Annotated in this window: 21 protein-coding genes; 12 read left to right on the top strand and 9 right to left on the bottom strand. The window is 60.5% G+C overall.

All coding sequences use genetic code 11. The annotated features are described in order from the left end of the window. The first annotated feature begins 115 nt into the window (after positions 1-115). Positions 116-448 (top strand): hypothetical protein, encoded by a 333-nt coding sequence (locus ACFR9U_RS15805; protein ID WP_247382139.1) that lies wholly within the window; start codon positions 116-118, stop codon positions 446-448. Positions 449-574: 126 nt separating this feature from the next. Here the strand turns inward: ACFR9U_RS15805 and ACFR9U_RS15800 are convergent, their stop codons facing one another. Then, positions 575-1,216 carry a YIP1 family protein gene (locus tag ACFR9U_RS15800; protein ID WP_379814726.1) on the bottom strand — a complete coding sequence of 214 codons (642 nt, stop codon included), beginning with the start codon at positions 1,214-1,216 and terminating at the stop codon, positions 575-577. 266 nt (positions 1,217-1,482) lie between these two features. Between ACFR9U_RS15800 and ACFR9U_RS15795 the strand changes: the two genes are divergently transcribed. The 4 genes from ACFR9U_RS15795 (at position 1,483) to ACFR9U_RS15785 (ending at position 3,907) form a co-directional block, all read left to right on the top strand. Beyond that, positions 1,483-1,827 (top strand): ArsR/SmtB family transcription factor, encoded by a 345-nt coding sequence (locus tag ACFR9U_RS15795; RefSeq protein WP_247382138.1) that lies wholly within the window; start codon positions 1,483-1,485, stop codon positions 1,825-1,827. Continuing rightward, a complete protein-coding gene (locus ACFR9U_RS15790) occupies positions 1,827-2,162 on the top strand; it encodes a hypothetical protein (protein WP_247382136.1) in 336 nt (111 codons plus the stop codon). The genes ACFR9U_RS15795 and ACFR9U_RS15790 overlap by 1 nt, the downstream gene beginning before the upstream one ends. Beyond that, entirely contained in the window at positions 2,159-2,440 is a 282-nt protein-coding gene (locus tag ACFR9U_RS21405) for a DUF7521 family protein (protein ID WP_428222024.1), read from the top strand. Before ACFR9U_RS15790 ends, ACFR9U_RS21405 begins: the two co-directional genes overlap by 4 nt. A gap of 972 nt (positions 2,441-3,412) precedes the next feature. Further along, a complete protein-coding gene (locus ACFR9U_RS15785; protein WP_247382134.1) occupies positions 3,413-3,907 on the top strand; it encodes a DUF3592 domain-containing protein in 495 nt (164 codons plus the stop codon). Positions 3,908-4,252: 345 nt separating this feature from the next. Here ACFR9U_RS15785 and ACFR9U_RS15780 read toward each other — a convergent pair whose 3' ends face one another. Both ACFR9U_RS15780 and ACFR9U_RS15775 read right to left on the bottom strand, forming a co-directional pair. After that, complete coding sequence (locus ACFR9U_RS15780; protein ID WP_247382133.1) at positions 4,253-4,696, bottom strand: DUF7979 domain-containing protein; 444 nt, start codon at positions 4,694-4,696, stop codon at positions 4,253-4,255. A 131-nt stretch (positions 4,697-4,827) separates the two neighbouring features. Then, the gene (locus ACFR9U_RS15775) at positions 4,828-5,466 is read right to left on the bottom strand and encodes a hypothetical protein (protein ID WP_247382132.1); all 639 of its coding nucleotides are present in this window, start codon (positions 5,464-5,466) and stop codon (positions 4,828-4,830) included. 398 nt (positions 5,467-5,864) lie between these two features. Here ACFR9U_RS15775 and ACFR9U_RS15770 point away from each other — a divergent pair, with 398 nt between their 5' ends. After that, the gene (locus tag ACFR9U_RS15770; RefSeq protein WP_247382131.1) at positions 5,865-6,170 is read left to right on the top strand and encodes a DUF7562 family protein; all 306 of its coding nucleotides are present in this window, start codon (positions 5,865-5,867) and stop codon (positions 6,168-6,170) included. 113 nt (positions 6,171-6,283) lie between these two features. Here the strand turns inward: ACFR9U_RS15770 and ACFR9U_RS15765 are convergent, their stop codons facing one another. Beyond that, entirely contained in the window at positions 6,284-6,661 is a 378-nt protein-coding gene (locus ACFR9U_RS15765; protein WP_465262024.1) for a DUF8121 family protein, read from the bottom strand. Between the two features lie 227 nt (positions 6,662-6,888). Continuing rightward, positions 6,889-7,308, bottom strand: a complete 420-nt coding sequence (locus ACFR9U_RS15760) for a hypothetical protein (protein ID WP_247382127.1) — start codon at positions 7,306-7,308, stop codon at positions 6,889-6,891. Positions 7,309-7,620: 312 nt separating this feature from the next. Here ACFR9U_RS15760 and ACFR9U_RS15755 point away from each other — a divergent pair, with 312 nt between their 5' ends. Further along, entirely contained in the window at positions 7,621-8,058 is a 438-nt protein-coding gene (locus ACFR9U_RS15755; protein ID WP_247382125.1) for a TRAM domain-containing protein, read from the top strand. A gap of 222 nt (positions 8,059-8,280) precedes the next feature. Here ACFR9U_RS15755 and ACFR9U_RS15750 read toward each other — a convergent pair whose 3' ends face one another. The 3 genes from ACFR9U_RS15750 to ACFR9U_RS15740 form a co-directional block, all read right to left on the bottom strand. Further along, the gene (locus ACFR9U_RS15750; protein ID WP_247382124.1) at positions 8,281-9,741 is read right to left on the bottom strand and encodes a sensor histidine kinase; all 1,461 of its coding nucleotides are present in this window, start codon (positions 9,739-9,741) and stop codon (positions 8,281-8,283) included. 282 nt (positions 9,742-10,023) lie between these two features. Continuing rightward, positions 10,024-10,494, bottom strand: a complete 471-nt coding sequence (locus tag ACFR9U_RS15745; protein ID WP_247382123.1) for a hypothetical protein — start codon at positions 10,492-10,494, stop codon at positions 10,024-10,026. Between the two features lie 318 nt (positions 10,495-10,812). After that, entirely contained in the window at positions 10,813-13,014 is a 2,202-nt protein-coding gene (locus ACFR9U_RS15740; protein ID WP_247382121.1) for an MASE3 domain-containing protein, read from the bottom strand. 728 nt (positions 13,015-13,742) lie between these two features. Here ACFR9U_RS15740 and ACFR9U_RS15735 point away from each other — a divergent pair. Together ACFR9U_RS15735 and ACFR9U_RS15730 are read left to right on the top strand one after the other, a co-directional pair. Further along, positions 13,743-14,750: a sensor histidine kinase gene (locus ACFR9U_RS15735; protein ID WP_247382118.1), complete on the top strand. Its 1,008-nt coding sequence runs from the start codon at positions 13,743-13,745 to the stop codon at positions 14,748-14,750. A gap of 70 nt (positions 14,751-14,820) precedes the next feature. Next, on the top strand, positions 14,821-16,347 hold the full coding sequence (locus ACFR9U_RS15730; RefSeq protein WP_247382116.1) for a bacterio-opsin activator domain-containing protein: 1,527 nt from the start codon (positions 14,821-14,823) through the stop codon (positions 16,345-16,347). Positions 16,348-16,372: 25 nt separating this feature from the next. Here the strand turns inward: ACFR9U_RS15730 and ACFR9U_RS15725 are convergent, their stop codons facing one another. Continuing rightward, on the bottom strand, positions 16,373-16,951 hold the full coding sequence (locus ACFR9U_RS15725; protein WP_247382115.1) for a response regulator transcription factor: 579 nt from the start codon (positions 16,949-16,951) through the stop codon (positions 16,373-16,375). A gap of 152 nt (positions 16,952-17,103) precedes the next feature. On the opposite strand from ACFR9U_RS15725, the gene ACFR9U_RS15720 reads away from it, so the two are divergent. The 3 genes from ACFR9U_RS15720 (at position 17,104) to ACFR9U_RS15710 (ending at position 20,887) form a co-directional block, all read left to right on the top strand. Beyond that, positions 17,104-17,457, top strand: coding sequence for a winged helix-turn-helix domain-containing protein (locus ACFR9U_RS15720; RefSeq protein WP_247382114.1), 354 nt, complete (start codon positions 17,104-17,106; stop codon positions 17,455-17,457). A gap of 146 nt (positions 17,458-17,603) precedes the next feature. Continuing rightward, positions 17,604-19,241 (top strand): histidine kinase N-terminal 7TM domain-containing protein, encoded by a 1,638-nt coding sequence (locus tag ACFR9U_RS15715; RefSeq protein ID WP_247382113.1) that lies wholly within the window; start codon positions 17,604-17,606, stop codon positions 19,239-19,241. Beyond that, positions 19,238-20,887, top strand: a complete 1,650-nt coding sequence (locus tag ACFR9U_RS15710; protein WP_247382111.1) for an ATP-binding protein — start codon at positions 19,238-19,240, stop codon at positions 20,885-20,887. Before ACFR9U_RS15715 ends, ACFR9U_RS15710 begins: the two co-directional genes overlap by 4 nt. The last annotated feature ends 61 nt before the right edge of the window (positions 20,888-20,948 follow it).

Below are 20,948 nucleotides of genomic sequence, written 5' to 3'. Positions count from 1 at the left end.
AATCCTCGCTTTGAGTCGCTCAGCAGTGAGACCACAAGCGTAGTGAACTGTCGTTTCCTCGTCCGCATCGGTTCAGGGAACGATTTAACGACATGAACGCGATACTTCCACCGTGATGTCGATCGATCGCCTATCCATCGTGCGGGGCTTATCGACCGTGAGTGTCCTGGCGTTTCTTGGTACGTTAGGGTACTTTCTGATGCAACTGGGATACTCACGGACACGCGTGATATTTTTCGCAGGTCTCGGAGGGTTGGCAGTATTGGGGGAAGCCGGAGTCATCTTTCAACGAGAACTAGTGGCGGTTGTCGGGGTGTGTGGCCTCCTTGTGATTGGTTTCTGGCAGGCCGTCCTCTGGGTATACATCTTTCCCGTTGTAACTGTCCTCCTCGTCGCCACCATCGTCATTGCGAAGGAGAATCCGACACCCACACTGGCCGCAGAGTAGTCAGTACGCTAGTTGCCACCAGGCCTCGGAGTACGCCAGACTCAGCTCTCCTGCAGAGACTCGACGAGAGAGTTTCTTTCACCGTCCCGCTGCTGAGAGGGCATCGTGGCCAGCTTCTCCATCCTTTCAAAGCAGCAGGTATGGAGCTAACTGGATCGCAACTCCCGGTACCGCGGCCAGTGCTGCCTGCCACCACGATACGTCTCGAACAACCCTCACTCCAACCGTCCACAGCCCACCAGCCCACAGGGTCGCACCGTAATCCAGATAGTGTGTTGCTCTCACCAGCTGCGTCTGTTGGACGGCACGGATGAATTCAGAACTCGCAGCAACGGTGGTCGGCGTTGGCGTCGCCTGAATACTCACGATCATTGCGAGGAGCCAGAGTACGCCCGAGAAAAGAGGCGGAACGAACCCCCAGCCCACGATCCACAATGTCGTGCGGAGGTCCCCGGAGTCGGAAAACGGAGCCGTTAGCAGGTACGCACCGATCGTTGCAACAATCCAATAAACCAGTGCACTGGCAAAGCTAGCCAGTGAGGATCCGACTGCAGAGACAGCGACACTTGCAGTCTCCCCACCAACAACGTACGATAGTGTCAGACTGTTATCTGACTCGAGGACAATGGCTGAGGTGAGTGATAGCTGTGCTATCAACGGAACACAACCCGCTGCCAGAAGAATCAGCAGTACGAAGAGGCGGTCTGGCTCCCCCACCTGCCCCCGAAAGAATTGACGAGGATTCGTTAGGAGAGATCGATACGGCACGACTGAACGTGTTTGGGCAAGGCAATTAAATATTCCTGGTTACGCCGGAAATGATTTGTGACTTACAATTATAGGATCATGCGACGCACGCCTCGCTAGCAGTCTCTTTGGCACCTCCTGAAAAAGGATTACATATTACACATACAATATTTTCGCGTCGTTACTGACACAGAAGTTGTGCATTTGGTTTATATATGATTCCTGCAATAGAACGACTGTGTTCGACAACACCGGTCGAACGGTAGCTCAAATGTTCACCACTTGGCATGAGCGATGACGCAGAGTTCGACGACATCGCTGATATCCTCGCTGATGAGTACGCTCGTTCGATTCTCCGGGCAACGAGCGTTAAACCACTCGCCGCCGAGGAAATTACAGAGAAGTATGATATGTCGAAACCAACCATCTACAGACGGCTTGAGCGTTTATGTGAATTAGATTTGGTTGAGACTCGACAACGCGTGGACTTGGATGGACACCACGCCAAGGAATACTACGCCACGCTCTCCAGTGTTACGATCGATCTCGAGAACGGACACTTTGCCCTCACTGTTGAGCGCACAGAGACGGATGCCGCTGACCGCCTCACCAAACTATTCGAGGAACTCTAATGATCGTCAGTCCACTCCAAACTGCATCAACCAGCGGGACCAACACTGTAGCTAGTGTTGTGCTATTTTTGGGATTACTTGTCGCGGTTATCATTTCTGCTATCATTCTACTGAGAGGGATTCAGGGTTTTCGGCGGGCCCACAATCCGGCGTTACTCGGGTTATCCATCGGCATTGCATTCACTAGCGGCCTTCCAATTGTCATGAACACCTCCCTCTCGACTTTCACGGTATTAGATAACAGGCTCATCACGATAGTCACAAATGGACTCCGCCTCCTCGGATTAGGGATAATCCTCTACGTGATTGACCCGTCTCGAGGTGATCACGGATGACGAGTCTGATTACGTCGCTCTCGATTATTTCACACCTGGCAACAATCGTTGTTGGGACATACGTTGCGTATCAGAGCTATCGCGGGTACCGGCGCAACGACAGTCGCCCAATGTTGACACTCGCACTCGGGCTCGTGCTCATGATTCCGATCGCCTCGATCATCGATCTTGTCTTACTCGACCTGCGGATTCTCACTGCACTACAGTCCGAGTTGGTCATTCAAACGGTCAGTATCAGTGGCCTCATAGTGATTTTTTACGGCCTGATTCAGACATGACTGCCGCCGCACTGCAAACGCCGATTGGCTTTCCCTCGCTACCACTGTCATACTGTTCCGACCACCTGTGACTCGTTGCGGAATCTCAGGCTGTGTGCCTGTGGGATGTCACAGGTCGCCGACCTTGAATTTTCGATAGCCAATGCCGAGTGAACACACACAGTAGATACTGAGGACGAAAATCCCCATCCACCAATCGACGTAGAATGGCGTGCCAGCTGCCCGGTACCGGTTCGCGCGCTCGATATCGAATCCAAGCTGAAGCAGGCGCTAATAAGCCTCGCTAGGCTGGAAGAGGCGATAGAGGAACGCCCAGTCGGGCAGGTTCAGTAGAACCTGAGCTTGACCCCGGTGGAGGAACAGCAGCGTTGCGGTGTGGATGTCGTTGTAGAGGTTGACTAAAACCACGTACGCTGTGAGTGCGCCGAGCGTCAGCCGCCGATCGTTCGTCGTCACGAGAGGTGGCGAGACGGAGCGAACGGACTGGCAGGTAACACGGCGGCCAACGACTGCACACATTCGACTACGAGCGATATCGGCTGTCCCTGGACCGGACGTCGTCGTCTCGAACGGCACTCGAAAATGGGCGTACAACCGGGATAACGGCACTGTCCGACCTGCTGTTCAGTTAGGGGCGCCTATTCTTTAAGTATCACAAACTAGTCCGTTTTTGACGTTTTCCAACAACAGCGGGATAATACATTTGAATTACAAATCGAAGAGATACCGTAACTTATAATTCTGTCCTGAGCAGGAATCTCTCATGTCACGGGAGACATCGGAGATGGTTCCCCAATGTGACCATCCCTTCCAACGGTGCAGTGTCACTCCCGCATGGTCCCCGTGACTGGAAGCGCCGATCCCGATTATGTCGGGATCGGCTTCCACCCATCCTGCCTTCCATGACGCCAACCTTCTAGATCTGAAGATCACTGGGGTCTTTTATTAATGGACCGACGGAACTCCTCGCGTATGTCTCCAGAGTCAGGACTCTCGATCGGGAGTACGGGGAGTGACTCGGCTCGTGGTGTGCTGTTGATGATCAGCATCGGTCTCGCCCTCGCTGGGTACGGCGGATACGACTATGTACAGCAATCCGACGCCATCTCGAACGCAGTGACGGTCAACGCAACGGTTACTGAGACTGGCGTCGACACCGTCTCACAGCGCCGCGGTGGGGTCGAGTACAAACCGACAGTCACGTTCACCTATCGGTACGAGGGTGAATCGTACACGGGAACGAAGGTGTATCCAGCCTCTGTCACACCAAACTACGAGACGAAATCGAAGGCCCAGGCCGTCCTGGACGACTACGAGATCAACGAGACGGTGACTGCGTACGTCTCCCGGTCTTCGCCTGGAAACGCGTTCCTCAAAGAGAAGACGTCAAATGCACCATTGAAATTCGCAGGCATCGGTCTCCTGATCGTTCTTCTTAGTAGCGCGAAGTTCATTCGGTCGGGGTGATGGCTGTCTCCATCAGAGATTGGACAACGACAGCCAGAGAGTGGTGTTCGAGCTCGGTGTGTCTTAGAAGACCCTCGAGCTACCCGTCGTGAGGCCCGAGACTGATGCCAGATCCGAACACCCCCACGGACGCGGACAGCACCACGTCTCGGGGAGATCACGGCGACCGGGGCACTGACGCACTCGGGTCTCGTCCACCCAGTCGCCGCCGTCTTCTGGAACCGGACGGAGAGTCGACACGAGCCCTGCTCCAAGAGCGATTCCAATTCTCATCCCTGTGCTGGTGTCACGGTCAGCTTCCTGAATCATTCCCCTGGATTCTGGACTCATCTCATGTATACTCCGTTAGAGAGGTGCGATCCCCAAGTAACAGAGCAGGAGTCCAACGGATGCTGTGGCCGCGAGAACGACGATAGAGAGGAAGTCAGTGACGCCGTCGTTCTGTTTGTGCGTCATGAGAGTGTAGTTGGACTCGCCACGGTGGATGACGTACCACCCTGACCCGAGATCACTCGTGTCCGTCGGATAGTCGAAATGCGAGACAGTCTCGTCTTCGGTGTCGACAACGTATTCGCCACGCTCGATCGTGTTCGCCACGACACGCTGTCCGTGGGCTGAAAGACTCGTATATCGGATGTGCCCCTCGCGGGTTTCGTTAAACGTGGTATCCCCCTCGCTTTGCAGTGTATGGACATACGTGGTCGCCCCACCTTGTTGCCATCCTGCCACAGCGATCAGGAGGAAAAACAGTCCGCCCGCCACGAAGCCCCAATTTCGATCCGTTCCCATTAATCCCAGAACAAAGACAAGGAAGTATATGTTTTCTGCATACCATGTTGTGCGGCTCTCAAGGGAGAGAAGAGCAGCCAGCCACCGGTGGTTTCATACCGGTTCTGATGACTCCTCACCAACACTGGCGGTCACCCATCGGGCATCCACGTTGGCCGTGTCACCGTTGCAGTACCCAACGCAGAGAGGTCATAGCGCGTCTGGCGCGTGAATTCTTCGTTGCCTCTCGTGACGTTGTATGCGGCGATGAATCCCTCTCTGGCAACAGTAACGTGCCCCGTTGCAGTGTTCGACGGGACTGAGTCAGGGTGTTGAATACCAGTCACGGTATATCTGACAGCCGTCGTCCCTTCGACGCTGACAGTGTCAGTCGCGGTCAGTTCGAGGTTCCGGAGTGGTCGTTCCAGCCCTGCCACCGTGGCTACATCGGCTGCCGTCCAGTTCTCATCAGGGCTGCGACGCAGCTCTCCCGTCGTCCGATCATACTCGAAGACACCCGCAGCACTGTAGTATGCATGGACGTCGTTATTGAATCGCGTGTCGACAAAGCGTAGCGAGCCGGTCCCAGCCTCGGTATCTAGCGTTCTGACTACCGTCCGATTCGCGTCCTCGTCGGTAATGACCAGCCGACTCTCCCGGGAAACATTTGCGACCGTCTCATCGTGCGTTTCCAGCGCGGCCGAGAAGTCCGTAATCCCCGCTTGTGACCACCCTGCTGGGTACGAAAACTCCGCTACCGTCGGCTGTTGTGTGGCCGTCTGTTGGCCCACGACAGGTAGACCCGAACAGCCAGTCAACAGCACTGCAACCGTGAGCAATACTGCCGGGCGAGAGGCTCGCGGGAGCGCAACCATATCAATGAGCCATCCCACAGACCGGTGAACATTACGTTTCAGAGCAAGCAGTCCGCTCTCGTATGAGTCTGTATTGAGCGATTCACTGCCGCACTGCTCCGTAGAAACCGGGTGGCCGATGCGCCACCGTCCGCCTCACAGCAGCCTTAAAAAGAGGCGAACGCATACGACCCAACTCGCTTCTCGTCTCCGTGTCAACGATTCAATTGTCATGCGCCTAGTGCTCTCGACGCCCGGCAGGCAGTGGGGTACTGTCGAATGGAGGCGGTTGCAGTGAGCCGCGACACGCTCGGAAGGGAGGGAGACGGGTAACGATGCCCAGTTCGACGCCATGGGGACGCGACGCCGACCAGGAGGTGACCTGCATCGCCTGCGGCGAGACGCTCGCCCGCGAAGACGCTCGGGAGTACGACAAACACGGCGACCGCTGGAACCGCGAGGACAAGACGTTCGAATACCTCTGTAAGCCCTGCGACCGTGCGTGCTGCCACCAGCCCCGCGACGGCCTCGAGGCGACGCTCGTGGCGGCCGACGCCGGCCGTACCGACCGCAAGACGTTCCTCAGACGGTTCTGCGAGTTGACGACCGACGACACAGAACCGAACTGGCCGGAATCGTAGCAGGTGCCGCGGGCATCCGGGCAGCCACGCGGTGGGGGACCGTTCGGGCAGTTCAGCGTGTCTGTGAACAGAGTGGGAGTGGCGAGGTCGCCATCAGCAGGCGGCAGGGCCACTTACTGGGCCGCGAGTGCTGGATAGGAAAGCTGGAGTTCACCGGCGAGCGTGTAATCACTGCTGAAGGCAGTTCCACCCGACAGGTCGATAGTTGCGTGGATCGTGAGGTCTGTCGCCGTGTCTGTTCCCGGGATGACGATGAGATCGAGGGTGCTGATCGTCTCGTCCGCGAGGTCGTCTAGGTCGGTGATCTCGACGACCGTCCCAAGTTCCCGAGCGGGTGTATAGAGGGAGACCGATGGCGGCGGTGAGCTGTCTCCCTGAACTGGAGAGACGACAGCGACCTCCGCAGGCGAGTCAGTTGCGATTGCTGGCATCCAGAGTCGCAATTTGATCGACGTCACAACCGTTCCGTCCTGATAGAGATACGAGCGCATACCCCCGCCTTCTCGTGAGTGACGAGTGTTCCGACACCTGTCGGAACCGAGGAGCGAACAGGCGGGGGTTGAGCGGACACTCCGTGGGAGAAAACCACCGAACTGTGGCCGGACTGGATGACCAACCGAATATTTTTGTTGTGGCCCGACGTACCTGAAACTGCTACGGAATCGGTGAGACGCCGGCCCCCAACAGACAAGGGGCGGTGACGAACGCGGTCTGTTCGTCACACGGCAATGACATCGATCCGATGGGGCCTGCGTGACCGGGCCACAGCCCTATAGCGAGGGAGAAAACGAGAGTTTCGCCGGTATGCTGCCGGTTCCCTCTGAGTGCGGGTTGGAACCGGAATGCCGTAGTCTAACACGGTAGTCATCCGGTGGCCGGATGCCACGGCCTTCAGGTCGTGGAGGAGGTCACGCCAGATTTCCGTCGAGAGCCGGATGTGGTCGGCGTCAACGCTCCCATCGACACCGACATGGCCCACTTCCTCCTCGTTCGCCAGAAATGTGAGCGTCTTCCGTCCAGGGGAGTCAGTGCTCACAGTCGGCTCTGAAAGGGTCTGCTGCCCAGCAGGCGTGCGACAGCCTGCTGTGACCGTGACGCCAGCAGTAGAGACTGCCGTGAGATACGTCCGCCGGTTCATATCAAATCCGAACAGGCCCACTCGGAAAGGTGTAGCCAATGCTCAAACAGCCACTTGTGTCTCACTCGTGCTCGTGTCACCGGCTCCCGGGTACGTCAACAACCCGTCGAGAGACAACGGGGTCGCAACGAGGACGACCGCAGCAGGGACGACCACCCAAACGGGGGCGCTGTCGCTATCCACCAGCGTTCGAGCCACGACAGAGATCCGCTGTGGGAGAATGCAGACCGAGCGAGGAGAGTGAGCCGATCGGCCGTCTCGGACAGTAGAGTCAAGTGCGCTACGGCACGTAACGTCCAAGAGAGACATCAGATGGAGATACCGGACACGCTTCGCAGTCTGTTTACTGCCCAGGTCGAACAACGAGACGGCTCGTACGTTATCGAGGTACCAGACAGAGAAGTTCAGCTCGGCGAGATTGCACAGCACGAGACATACAGGATTGCAGTGTTGCCGTCGCCATCGAACGACGAAGAGACGGCGACGGAGACGGAGACAGAGACGAAGACGGAGACACAGCCATCCCGAGACCGCGCGTCACAACGGCCACCGGTCGAAGAAGGTGAGATCCGCCGGGTCGAAATCGAGGATCTGGGGGAGCAAGGCGACGGGATTACCCGAGTCGAGCGTGGGTACGTCGTCATCGTACCCGATACTGACCAGGGGGAGCGCGTCGCAGTCGAGATTAGCGACGTCCGCGAGAACGTCGCCTTTGCCGAGGTGACCGAGCGGCTGAGTTACTACGACTGATCCCCTCCTGACCGTCCACGGGACGAGGCAATGACCCGTCCTGCACAGTGACACTCACTCTTCGGCGGGCCGGCTGCAGTTGCCAGCTCCACCCGCGTACACAGGAACAGAAGACGGGACAAGGCGAGATAGTACGCTAGCGAGCGTCGAGTGCTGAGATGGAGCTCTGCGTCCTCCGGTGGCGGATTGGCGATGGGGTACGTAGTACGTTCGAGAAAGTCGTTATCTCTCAGTGGGAGACAGCAGCTCGACAGTAAACACTGCCCCGGTCGGCTCGTTGTCCTCCACCCAGACCTCTCCCCCATAGTTCTCGACGAGCGTCTTGACGAGATACAAGCCGATGCCAGTCCCCTCGCTTTCGAGTCCCATCTCTCCTTTCCCGAAGATGTCGTCTTTCCGGGACTCGGGGACACCCGGTCCGTTATCCGCGATGTGGACGACGACTGTCCCGGATTGCTCTGTCGCCGACACGACGATCTCTGGGACCTCCTTGTCGTTGTGCTGAACGGCGTTTTTCAGGAGGTTCCGGAACACCGACGAGAGCATACTGTCGGCCAAAATATGGGTATCTGGAATCTGCCCCTCGACCGTGAGCGCCACGTCGTCGTTCGCTGTCCGGATCTCGTCGAGTTGCGCCTCCAGGACGGGTTTGAGGCGAAGCGACTCCTGTTTCTCCCCCGTCTGGAGCATTACCTCCGCGAGATCACGCGCAGCCTTGGTCAGTTCGACTGCTGTGTCCACACTCGAGAGGATCCGCCCGATGTACTCCTGTTGGGTCTCGTCGACGTGCGCTTTGAGGGCTTCAGTGTACCCAGTGATGACCTGGAGATCGTTGCGGATGTCGTGTCGGACCATCTGATCGAGCACTTCGAGGTTGTTCCGCTGTTCTTTGACGGAGAGTTCTCGTTGCTTGCGGTCGGTAATGTCCTGGAACGTGCCACGAGCGCCGAGTAAGTCGCCGTCCTTGTACCAGGGCTCTCCAAGCGCTCGTACCCAGCGCGTTTCCCCGTCAGTCCGCGTTATTCGCAACTCCAAATCGTATGGCTCACCCTCGGTCGTCAGGCGCTCGTGCGCAGTTCGGATCGTATCCTGGTCTTGCGGGTGGTAGAACTCGATTGCGTCTTCGATACTGACGTCAGTATCGGGATCGACCCCGTGAATGTTGTAGACCTGGTCGGTCCAGCGCAACGTCTCGGTTCGGAGATCGATCTCCCAGCTACCGATCTCGGCGACTGTTTGGGTCTGTTTGAGGAACTCACGGTTGCGTTCGAGTTCCTGTTCGCGCTCCTTCCGATCGCTGATATCTCGCCCAACGCCTGCGAAGCCGACCACATTGCCCTCCGAGTCATACAATGGCGAGCCTGTGAACTCGTACGGGACTGATTTGCCAGCTGCTGTTAAATACCGGGTGTCGAGTTGCACTTCCTGTTCGTTCTCAACGACGTGAGCGATTTCGTCGATGACCCGGTCACGATCCGCTTCGACGACGAAGTCCCAGGGCTGCATCGACTGGAGCTCAGAGGGGCTGTATCCAGTTACTTCCTCCACCCGATCGTTATAGAATAGCAAGTTGCCGTCCAAGTCGTACACGTAGAAGATATCCTGCACAGCATTCAGGAGTTCTGTAAGAAATCCCTTGTGTTCATCTTGTAATAATGCAAGATCTTGTTTGACAGACGGCATTTTCAGTCCCTAGCTACTACGTTTAGTTATAATTTTCTTTCATCCTTGCAGACTCGCAGCCAGGCATTCGAGGAGTAACTCAGTGAGGATGTTAGCTATTGGATTGATGAGATTACTTCCGGGCTCGACAAGACCGTCACCAGGGTTCCCCTCCCTGCCGGTTGGAGCTGTTACGGTGTTGCACAGGTCCTGTATTCTCCCTCCGCCCTGGTCGATTGGGAGTCGTCCGGGGGCCCTGACAGGGGGACCGTCCACCGAACGCATCAGCCGACAGGTGACGGATCACGAGTGATGGTCGTCGACGTGGTCGGACAACTGGCCCGTGAGATCGAGGATGCGTCGCGTCCAGTTCTCGAGCGTGGACGGGGTGTCCGCGTCGCTGGCGGTGGCGTCGGCCACCACGTCGAAAAACCGCAGCAGGCCCTGGTACAGATCCATGCCAACTAGCCCAGCTTCGTTCCCTGCCTCGACGAGTGCACGCGGCTCGGACGGGACGTCGTCGCGTTCCGCCTGGAGTCCCGCCCGAAGGTACGCTTCCCAGAACGCAGCGAGGTGGGCCGCCGCTGTCGTCGCGTCACCGTCGCCCAGAGCCTCGTCGACCGTCTCGAGCAGTTGCCCGAACGCCTCGACGTCGGTTAGCGAGAGGTCGTCGTGTGGCGTCGTTGCAATGCGCTCGGCGAGGTGGGTGTGCTCGTGCCTACCTGCCTCCCGCTCGGACAGTGGCCAGTCCGTGTCGTCAGTGCCGTGTCTCATTGCCGCGAGGATTGCGGGGCTGGGCGCTTCAACGACGTGGTCCGCAGTCCACTCCCGGCTGAAGAGTCTGCGCCGCGAGAGTGGGGTCAGAGAGTGGTCCGTGCGTAGGGAGATCACGATAGTCACGGTGGCGTCTGCAGCAGTGAACCGCTATCTCGGACCGTCTGTCGCAGCTTCTGTGGTCGTGGTGTTTTCTTTAGACTCTGTGAGCCTGCTGGAATGGGTTCCGAAACACGTTTCGAGCACCTGCGTCCGCGAGACTTTCAGAACAGCTGGCAGCCTCCCAGAGCGATGGGTTCCATATTTCTCCAGAGAGCATCAGGCAGTCGGCAGTCGAATGGTGACGACGCTGCCGCGAGGGTCGTTGTCTTCGAACGCCACCGTGCCGTCGGACTGCTGGACGATGAGCGTCACCAACCAGAGACCGAGACCGCTGCCGTGATACAACGGATCGATGTCCGACTGTTTCGTCAACACCTGGCGTTCCATCTCCGGGATTCCCGGACCGTCGTCAGTGATGCTGATTTCGACCATGCCGTCCGCGCGTTCCACAGCAACCGACACCGTTGGGGTCGACTGATCCGAGTGGAGCACGGCATTTTCGAGAATTTCCCCAATAGCTCGAGAGATCGGGGCGACCACGCGGACCGAACACTGCGCAGAAACCGACAGCGAAATATCGGCGTCCGGGTGCCGTTCGCGGGCAGTCGAGACGATCGTTCTCACGATCTCGGCCAGATCGATCGTCTCCACGGACTGTGATTCGGTGAGGAAGTTCATGATGGCTCGCTCCTTGCTCACGGTCTTGAGGAGATCGTCGCTCGTTGCGACGATCTGTCGTGCGTTCGCGGCGGTGTCCCCAGACTCCGACTCTCGGATGACCGTTGCGTACCCCTCGATGACGTTCATCGCATTGCGGAGGTTGTGCCGGAGAACCCGATCGATGACTTGCAACTGCTGGATCCGGTTTTCACGGTCAGTGATGTCCCTGATGAGCCCGATGTAGCCGACGACGTCCCCGTCAGCGTCGCGAAGGTAGAAGATGGTAACTTCGACGGGGAAGCACTGACCGGATTTCTTCTGGCAGGTTGTCGTCCGGGTGAATCGCTGGTCACCTTCGTGCTTCTCGATCGCCGTCCCCATCCGCTCGAACGCCACGTCGTCCTCGTAGAGGTCTCTAGTCGACTGCCCTTCGATCTCTGCGAGGTCGTAGCCAAAGAGGTCCGTGAACGCCGGATTGACGTCGGTGATCCGACGGTCGGTATCGGTCATCAGGATGCCGTCCCGGATGCTGTTGAACAGCGACTCGTAGCGGTCCAGGAGTTCCTGCTCCTGTTTCTTGCGCTCGGAGATATCCATGTGGACGGCGACGTAGTTCTGGATCGTCCCCTCCTCGTCGGTAATGGGCGCGATGGTCTGGTTGACGACGAACTGCTCGCCGTCTTTCCGCTCGTTGACGATTTCGCTCTCCCAGACCGTTCCGGCAGTGATCGTCGCCCACAGATCCTCGTAGAACGCTTCGTCGTGCTCGCCGGATTTGAGTATGCTCGGCCGGTTGCCGCGCACTTCCTCGAGCGAGTACCCCGTGACCTCCTCGAACGCCGGATTGGCGTACTGGATCACGCCGTCCCGATCGGTGATGACGACCGAGTGCCCCGAGTGTTCGACCGCTTCCTTGAACTTTCGCGCCTCGGCTTCCCGCGCCGCCAGCGTCCGGTAGAGCGTCTTCTGTGGCTCCGTGATCCCGGTTTGCACGACCGCGAAGTAGATCAACGAAAACGAGCCGAACTTGAAGAGATGACCGACCACGTTCGAGAGCCCGTACACGTCGACGTAGAACGTGAAAGCGAGTTCCGACCCCGTACTCAAGAGTATCGAAACGACGAGCAGCCGATAGACGTACGGCTCGAAGCTCTCTCGCTGCTTGTACAGGAGCACTAGCGCGACGACGAGCAGTGCGACGATGAGATACTCGCTGCCGATCTTGAACTGCGTCAGACCGCTACCCTCGACGTACGCTCGTGGAAAGACGTCGAACACGAATATCGAGGAGAGACCGAGCGCGGTGACGACAGTGTATCCGACCCCGACGCCCGGCACGAGCCGGTTACACAACTGTCCGAGGGAGGAGTCGTCGTCACTCGAAACCAGCCCGGCCACGCCCGCCCCGACGAGCGTGAAGGCTTCGAGATAGCGGCCGAGAATCCAGAGTTGCGTCGGGAGGTCGGCTCCGTATCCAGGAAACACGCCCATCCCCTTGTAGGCGAGCGTGTGTAACAAGTCGATCCCACCGATGAACAGATACGCGACGCCGAGCACCGACAGGAACGTGCTCTCGAGTTCCGCCCGAGCGTTCCAGGCGACGATAAACACCGCGAACGCGATGAGAATGCTGAACAGTTCCACGAGACTGTGAAAGAGGAGATAGTTCTGCAGCTGGATCAGAAAGAGCGCGACACACCCCACAGCGGCCAATAACAGGCGAGAAGTGTACGTGGAGTAGCCACCGTCGAGATCCATCTAGTGATTTTGAACAGTCATCCGACGAAATTCTTACTGTTTGCGTCTCGGTCGTCATCAGTTAACGGTGAGATTGCCCGATCCATGCGTCGCGGACGGAATCGGCCCTCTCGTACGGTGGACGGCGTCGCTTGGCGGTGTGATCACATGCTTACAGAGTCGTGGACGTGTCCTGGCTCGCGCCGCCACAATCCGATGGGATAGACTGGACGCTCGTCCGATTGGTATCCCCCAGCCATTGCCCCATAATATAATTCATCCAACACTACATTTTCACACGATGAGAATGCTCGGTACGCTTTCTTTCACTGGCAACTGATATTCTCTCGTCGCGGGACGTATCCCCATGCTCCCTTCCCCCCTAAGGCGTGGCGTCCCGTGATGGCGGGGCTCGACTCCCGCATCCATGACCTTTTTGAGCAAGTCCATGCGTTGAAAGCCGAGTGTGATCGGCTGACTGTGACGGATGACCGAGACAAGACGTCAATGGTGAGTCGGTGTTTCTCACACAGTAACTCTGGGTAACACTAAACCGAACCGAGTGACAACGCTCTCATATGCGAGGGCACTCACGGGAATGGTTACCAACCAACCGATCCACCGCAGGTGGCCGAACGCGGTCACCGCTGCATAGCTAGAAAGCATCGCTGCAGATACCCGGTCCGCCTCCGCCGACGGTGGTGTCTCGCTCACAGGTCGGCCGACTGCCCTCCCGAGGAATACGATCGATGACAAACCAGAGTAACGCCGCGATCCCACTCGACATGCACCCCGATCCGGTGCTCGCGTACGCCAGCGAGGACGGGACTGCCTACATCACGGCGACGAACGACGCGTTCGAGACTGCGTTCGACGACAACTCGACCGAGGAACCCGTCGCGAGCGTCTTCGAGCAGTTCGGCGTCGTCGAATCGACCGGCGACGAGGAGCCAGCAACGCAGCTCGTTCGCGGCGACGACGTCGGTATCTATCTCGACGGGGTCGGCGAGCACGGGGCGTACGTCGCACGCATCGTTGCGACCGGAGACGGGACTGGCTACCTCGTGTTCACCGCCCTAGACGAGTATCCGGCTGTGGCGGAGACTGCAGGCGTCGGAGACATCGCGAGCGTCCTCAGCCACGATCTCCGGAATCCGCTCGACGTCGCGAAGGCCCACCTCCGGGCTGCACGGGAGACAGGTGAGACCGAGCACTTCGACGCGGTTGCCAGTGCACACGACCGGATGAGTCAGCGCATCCGTGACGTACTCGTGCTCGCGCGCGGTGACAGCGTCGTCGAGCCCGCTGAAGACGTCTCGATCCGGGACGCCGCCGAGGACGCGTGGCAGTCCGTCGAGACCACCCACGCGACGCTCGACGTCCAGGAGCCGCTTCCGACGACCACTGCCGACCCGGATCGCGTCCGAAGACTGTTCGAGAACGTCTTTCGGAACAGCGTCGAACACGGCTCCGCAGCAACCCTATCATCGTCGGAACACGACAGTGAGGCCACCGCCGCTGACTCGCCGATCACGGTCACGGTCGGTGCGCTGGAGAACGGCTTCTACGTCGCCGATGATGGAAAAGGCGTCCCGCCCGACGACCACGACGTCGTCTTCGACCCCGGATATTCCACGGCAGACGGGGGAACTGGGCTCGGGCTCGCGATCGTCGAGCGGATCGTGGCGGCACACGACTGGGACGTAACGCTCACGGCCGCTCACGACGGGGGTGCGCGCTTCGAGATCAGATTTTGAGAGGAAAAAAGTGGACAACCCAGTAACAGAACCGACAAACCGATATCGAAGGGTACGGCTGCTAGCAGGTATGGACGATCGGCTCCAGCGCGCACCCGTCGGCGTTCTCGAAGTCTCGCCCGAGGGGACTGTCACCGCCATCAACGACGTTGCTCGCGGGCTGATCGACGTCACAGCCGACCCGTCTGGCGTCCCGATAGCCGAGGTGTTTCCGCGGTCTGTCGAGGATACGCTCCTCGGTGCGTTCGAGGGGGAGGACGTGTGTGCGGTGGAGTTCGAGGAGTACTACCCCGATCTGGAACTGTGGCTCGCCGTCTCGGTTGTCCCGACCGACACCGACGTCGTCGTCTACCTCCAGGACGTGACGCGGCGACAGCGGTACGAACAATCGGTCGAACGGCTCCGGACAGAGCGGAAACGGATCACGCTCATCGACGAAGTGCTCTCGAAGGTGCTGGCGGCGCTCGTCGACGCCTCCACGCGGGAGGAAATTGCGGAGACCATCTGTCGCGAACTCGGTGACACGGCACTCTACGAGTTCGCCTGGGTCGGCGAACGCGAGATCGGGAGTGACGACCTCACCATCCGCGCTGCGGCGGGCGATACCGGTGAGACCTTTGCTGCTGTCCGCGACGCGCTCACGGGGCCAGCACCGACGCCGGAAGAGCGGGCCGTCGAGAGCGGACAGCTCCAGGCTGCCGATCCGCTCGCGGACGACGCGGCGGTGCCCGAGCGCGTTCGCATGGCGGGCTTTGCTGATGGCGTCCAATCGGCGCTGGCGATTCCACTCGTGTACGGCGCGAACGTCTACGGCGTCGTCGGCGTCTACGCGGACGGCACGGACGCGTTCTCCGACCGGGAGCGCAGGAGTTTCGAGACGCTCGGCGAAGTCGCCGGGTTCGCGGTCACCGCTGCCCGAAACCGCAACCTGCTGCTCTCCGACAGCGTGACGGAAGTCACCTTCAGCGTCGGAGCCGACTCGGTCATGGCCTCGCTCAGTGGCGCACTCGACACCGAGTACACGCTCGACGGGATGGTCCCGCGCGGGGACGAGACGCTCCTCTGCTATACCGTGATCGAGGGCGCAGCGTTCGACGAGATCGCCGCTGTCGCCAGCGACATGGAGTGCATCGGTGACGTCCGAGCCATCGGCGACTCGCAGTCCGATCCCACCGTCGAACTCGAGATCCAGGGGTCGACACCGCTGCTCGCAGTCTCGTCGCTCGGCGGCACGGTACGGCGGGCGCGGTTCGACGACGGGACTGGCCAGATCGTCGTGGATCTCCCACCGGAGTCGGACGTGCATCGAATGAGCGACGCAGTCAGCCGCACCTACGACGCTGACGTCGTCGCCAAACGTGAACGGGAGCGGTCGGTGACGACCGCTCGCGAATTCCGTGACGAGTTGGACGAGCGACTGACGGAGCGCCAGCGCGTCGTGCTTCGGACCGCGTACCTCGCGGACTACTTCGAGTCCCCGCGGGGCAGCACCGCAGAAGAAGTCGCAACCTCCCTCGACATCACCGGCTCGACGCTGCTGCACCATCTCCGCGCCAGTCAGCGAAAGCTCCTCGACGCGTACTTCCAGGACCAGTAGCGGCGACTGAATCGCTCGTGAGCGGTTAGAGTTCTTCGCGGCCGATCTGGTCGAACTGATCGATGAGAGCGTCGTCAGCGAGCAGCCGCCGGGCGCGTCGTTCGAGCCGCGCGGCGTGGTCGGCGAGCTCGCTGTAGCCATCGTGGTCCTGCACCGCGTCCGGACCCATTTCGGCTTCTAACACGGCGCGTTTGGATTCGGTGCTGAAGTACGCTCCGAGCGTCTCGTAGGCGAGGACCTGACGCTGGTGGTCGATAGCGGCACGCACGTCTTCGCGGTCGACCGGCTTACAGAGGTAGTCGTCGAAGGGCATCTCCAGCACGTCGAAGCCGGGGTCCACTGCTGTAACCATGATAACGCGGCCATAATACCCCCGATCGTCGAGTTCAGCCAGCACGTCGTCGCCCGACATCCCCGGCATATGGCGGTCTAACAGAACGACGTCGATGTCAGCGTCGTCGATTATCGAGAGGGCGTCAGTACCGCTGTAGGCCGTCTCCACGTCACAGAAGCCCCGGATTCGGAGCGCGTACGCGTCCGCCACTTCCCGCTCGTCGTCGACGACGAGCGCACGCAGGTCCGCTGACGCATCGGTGTCTGACATCTGTCCAGGTGACTCACGTTTGATTCGTAGCTGAATCCCTATAACTGGTGGCTTCTCGGCGAGACCACGTCTGCACTCCTAGAGTCCCGTGACCGAAGCGATCGGGATAGCTAGCATCGGCATCCAGGACGGAAGGGGGCTTTCGAACGACTATGTCCGCCCACCTCGAGGCACCCGAGGCGACGCGTTCGAACGAACCGATGCAGAACGACGGTCCCGCTGGGGCCGAACTCCTCGATCTCTTCGGCGACGAGTACACCCGGCGTGTCTTCGAAGCCGTCGCCGAACAGCCACGAGGAGGTCGTGCAGTCGCTGAAGTCGCCAACGTATCGCGGGCGACCGCCTACCGGCGGCTCAACGATCTCCGTGATGCCGGGCTCGTGCGAACCGAGATGGCCCTCTGCGAGGACGGCCACCATCGCGAGCAATACGAGGCCGTCGCCGAGTCGCTCTCGGTGTCGTTCGAAGACGGACAGATCGAGGCGATGGTCAGTGTCGACGACTGACGCGAGTCGTCGCCCATCGACCCGCCGGCCTCCGAGGTCACCCATCCTTTTGAGAGCGAAGCGTAAACTGTCACGCACCTGAATCCCTCAGCACCGACGTGGGCCCTGCCAGTCATGTCAGAGAAACCGGCCGGAAACACGGAGCCATGATCGTCGCGACCTCACCAGCCGCGCTCGCAGCCAGTCTGGTGGCACTCGCGACCAGTGGCGTCTTCCTGGCGACGATGGTTCGCTACCGGGACGACCCGACGACGCGGCCCTTGATCGGAGTGGCGGTCACGCTCCTCGTCGGGGCCGTCGTCCACGTCGGCGTCGTGGACCTCGCACCGATCCGCGAGCTACTGGGAATCCAGTGGCAGCCCACGGCTTTGGTCGGTGGCCCGTGGTTGCTTCTCGCGTTCGACCTCCAGGCAGTCGTCAGCGGGTTCTGGTTCCTGTTCGCACTCCAGTACACGGGGCGAGACAGACGGACGTCCCCGATCGCTCTGTCCGCAGTCGGCGTCCTTCTCGTCTGCCTCGTCGCCCCGACCGTCGCACTCACGGTTCTCGGATCCGTGGTCGCCACTCCGACTGGGACGTTCAACGCGCTCCTCGGGAGTACGATCGTGCTCGCCGAGTCGCTCGCGTTAATCGGCGTCTTCTTCGTCCTCGCGACGACCCTCCGGCACAAGGCGTTTCCTGCCGGACAGACTGCAGTCCTGACTGCTGCAGTCGGCGCCGTCCTGACCCTCCCGTTCGCAGCCACCACGCTCCAGGCCCCGATGACGACGCCCGTTGCTGTGACAGTGTCAAGCCTGCTTTTCACAGCCGCCGTCCGCCGGTACCGCCTCTTCGAGAGGCTCCCAGTCGCGTCGGTTATCGGTCGAGACCGCGTCAGCAACGAGATGGCTGACGGCGTCGTCATGGTCGGTCGAGACGGCCGGATTCGCGACCTCAATCTCGAAGCCGAACGCCTCCTGGCCGTCAGTCACGCCGACGCAGTGGGTGCGCCACTCGAAACCGTCGCGCCGGCCGTCCCACAGCCAGCCGTCGCGGCGACCGAACCGACCGACGTCCGCCTCGATTCGGGCCGGATTGCCGCCATCAGCGCAGAGACGGTCACCGACGACCACGGTCGGGAACTCGGCGCCTTGCTCGTCTGTCGGGACGTCACCGAAGCGCGGCAACGGGAACGCAGACTCGGTGTCCTCACGCAGTTGCTCGTCGGGGCGCTCCAGGCGGAGATGACCGATGTTGCACACCGTGCAGACGCGGTCGCCAATGGCGAAGAGAGTCCGGAACACAGTGGGCAGGACATCCACGAAACGGCGACGGACGTGGCGACGTTGGTCGCTCGCGTGCGCGAGATCGAGCAGGCGCTGGCCGCGCACCCGAACACGAGTACGTCGGCCGATCTGGAAGCGGTCCTGTCCGAGCTGCGGGAGGCAACGGCTGTCGACGTCGTGACGACGCCAGCGCAGGTATCGCCGGTGGTGGGAGGTGACACGGATCTCCTGACGGCCACACTTCACACACTGACCACAGCCGCGGGGACACCGGACGAGCCGGCCACCCTGCGAGTCGAGGATCGGAACGACGCGGTGACAGTGACGCTCTCCCCGTTTGCTCCTGGGCCCGACGGGACAGTTGCCGACGTGTCACTCCGGATCGCCCGTCTCGCAACTGAACAGACCGAGTGGAGCGTTCGACAGCCCACCGACGCTGGGGACCCGTCAGTCATCGTGCGCCTCCCCACGGCTACCCGTCGCTCGGGCGGCCCGCAACCGCCGGAGGAACAGGCATGACGACGGCCCTCCTCGGCGTCGAACTGGTTGTGACTGTGGTGTTCGTGGGGCTGTCTGTCGTGGCAGTCCAGAATCGGGATCGGCCCGGTGCACTCAGTGCCGGGCTGCTCTGGCTCGTGTTCGCGCTGCTCACCTGTCTGCTCGCCGCCAGTCGTGCGGCGATCCTGTCTCGGCAAACAGTCGTGGCTGCGCTCGTCATCGGCTGGCTGGTACTCGTTCCGCTGTGGGCCGGGTTCGTCTTCGAGTACACCGGTCTCGGGCCAGCTGTGACCCGTCGGTGGCTTGGCCTCGGCACCGGGTACGTGATCGTCACCGGAGCGACGACGGAATTTGCAGGTGCGCTCGACGGCCTCGTCGCGCAGTTGCTTCGCGTTGGGTCCTCGCTCCTCCAGACCGGACTCGTCGGCGTCGGACTGTTCGGCGTGTTCCTGCTCGTGCAATCCGCGGTCACGTACGACGACCTTCCGAACGCACAGGCGAGCGTCCTCTCGCTCAGCGGGACCGGCGTCTCACTGTTGCTGTTCTCCCTGGGCACCGTCGACCCGGCGGAGCCGACGACGCTCCCGCCAGTCGTCACGGGCTTCCTCGGCGTCATCGCCGGCGGATTCGCCGTCGGCGTGTTCCGGTATCGCCTCTTCAGTGACACTCCCGGAACGGGACCACTCGCACGACGGTCTGTGCTCGAGGCGATGAGCGAATCGGTCGTCGTCGTCGATCGCGAGGACCGTCTCGTTGACGCAAACGAGGCTGCCGAAGCGACGCTCGGAATCGATCCCACCCGTGACGCAGGCCGCCCGATAGCGGCGATTCTCGGACTGTCCCTCGATGGCATCGACACTGGGACGACGACGGTTCCGACGCCCGATGGACGGCGTCAGTTCGACGTGAGTGAGTCCCTGCTGACGAACCAGCACCACGAGACGGTCGGAACGTCGTATCTCCTGCAGGACGTCACCGACGAGCAGACCCAAAAACAACGCCTCGAAGTGTTCAACAGGGTCCTGCGACACAACCTTCGGAACAACTTGGACGCGGTTCGCGGATTCGCTGAAGTCCTGTCCGACGGCTCACTCGACGATCCGACTGACGTCGCTTCTCGCATCCAGCGAACCGCCACCGACCTGGCTGAGATCGGTGAGACGGTCGAGCGGGCCGACCGGGTCATGACCCAGGACACCCTCACGCTCCAGCAGGTCGATCTCGAAACCCTGTGTGACGCGGTGGCCGCTGCTATCAGGGAGCGCTACGACTGTCAGATCACGGTTGTGACAACCGCCACCGACCCTCTCGTTCGGACTGACCGTGCGGTCCTCCGGATGCCGCTCTTCGAGGTGGTCGAGAACGCCGTGGAACACAGCGACGCGGACGTCCCGACAGTGACGATCGAGATCTCGCGGGCCGGTGACAGCGGGCAGATCGCCGTGCGTGACGACGGTCCCGGCATTCCGGACCGCGAGCAGGCCGTCTTGCTGGACGGTGAAGAAACGCCACTCCGACACGGGAAGGGTGTCGGACTGTGGTTCGTCTCGTGGGCCATCACGCGTCTCGGCGGCGACCTCTCGTTCGAGGACGTCGCTGACGCCGGGAGCGAGGTCCGTCTCACCGTCCCCGATCGCGCTGAAGGGACCGACGATGACAGCAAGTGAGCAGTTTCTGGGTCCGAAACTCGCAGTACCCCCTTAAGTGCCGGACCAGTGAACACGTCGT

The organism is Halorientalis brevis (assembly GCF_042678165.1).
GTDB classification, from domain to species: Archaea; Halobacteriota; Halobacteria; order Halobacteriales; family Haloarculaceae; genus Halorientalis; species Halorientalis brevis.
Note: the sequence above shows the minus strand (reverse complement) of the source record. Positions and strands in the feature narration are given on the sequence as shown.

Coding starts and splice junctions, on each gene's coding strand:
- ACFR9U_RS15785 (WP_247382134.1), top strand. CDS start 3,413: ATGTCTCCAGAGTCAGGACTCTCGATCGGGAGTACGGGGAGTGACTCG.
- ACFR9U_RS15735 (WP_247382118.1), top strand. CDS start 13,743: ATGACAAACCAGAGTAACGCCGCGATCCCACTCGACATGCACCCCGAT.
- ACFR9U_RS15760 (WP_247382127.1), bottom strand. CDS start 7,308: ATGAACCGGCGGACGTATCTCACGGCAGTCTCTACTGCTGGCGTCACG.
- ACFR9U_RS15710 (WP_247382111.1), top strand. CDS start 19,238: ATGACGACGGCCCTCCTCGGCGTCGAACTGGTTGTGACTGTGGTGTTC.
- ACFR9U_RS15730 (WP_247382116.1), top strand. CDS start 14,821: ATGGACGATCGGCTCCAGCGCGCACCCGTCGGCGTTCTCGAAGTCTCG.
- ACFR9U_RS15790 (WP_247382136.1), top strand. CDS start 1,827: ATGATCGTCAGTCCACTCCAAACTGCATCAACCAGCGGGACCAACACT.
- ACFR9U_RS15780 (WP_247382133.1), bottom strand. CDS start 4,696: ATGGGAACGGATCGAAATTGGGGCTTCGTGGCGGGCGGACTGTTTTTC.
- ACFR9U_RS15765 (WP_465262024.1), bottom strand. CDS start 6,661: ATGCGCTCGTATCTCTATCAGGACGGAACGGTTGTGACGTCGATCAAA.
- ACFR9U_RS15740 (WP_247382121.1), bottom strand. CDS start 13,014: ATGGATCTCGACGGTGGCTACTCCACGTACACTTCTCGCCTGTTATTG.
- ACFR9U_RS15745 (WP_247382123.1), bottom strand. CDS start 10,494: ATGAGACACGGCACTGACGACACGGACTGGCCACTGTCCGAGCGGGAG.
- ACFR9U_RS15795 (WP_247382138.1), top strand. CDS start 1,483: ATGAGCGATGACGCAGAGTTCGACGACATCGCTGATATCCTCGCTGAT.
- ACFR9U_RS15755 (WP_247382125.1), top strand. CDS start 7,621: ATGGAGATACCGGACACGCTTCGCAGTCTGTTTACTGCCCAGGTCGAA.
- ACFR9U_RS15770 (WP_247382131.1), top strand. CDS start 5,865: ATGCCCAGTTCGACGCCATGGGGACGCGACGCCGACCAGGAGGTGACC.
- ACFR9U_RS15750 (WP_247382124.1), bottom strand. CDS start 9,741: ATGCCGTCTGTCAAACAAGATCTTGCATTATTACAAGATGAACACAAG.
- ACFR9U_RS15720 (WP_247382114.1), top strand. CDS start 17,104: ATGTCCGCCCACCTCGAGGCACCCGAGGCGACGCGTTCGAACGAACCG.
- ACFR9U_RS15715 (WP_247382113.1), top strand. CDS start 17,604: ATGATCGTCGCGACCTCACCAGCCGCGCTCGCAGCCAGTCTGGTGGCA.
- ACFR9U_RS21405 (WP_428222024.1), top strand. CDS start 2,159: ATGACGAGTCTGATTACGTCGCTCTCGATTATTTCACACCTGGCAACA.
- ACFR9U_RS15805 (WP_247382139.1), top strand. CDS start 116: ATGTCGATCGATCGCCTATCCATCGTGCGGGGCTTATCGACCGTGAGT.
- ACFR9U_RS15725 (WP_247382115.1), bottom strand. CDS start 16,951: ATGTCAGACACCGATGCGTCAGCGGACCTGCGTGCGCTCGTCGTCGAC.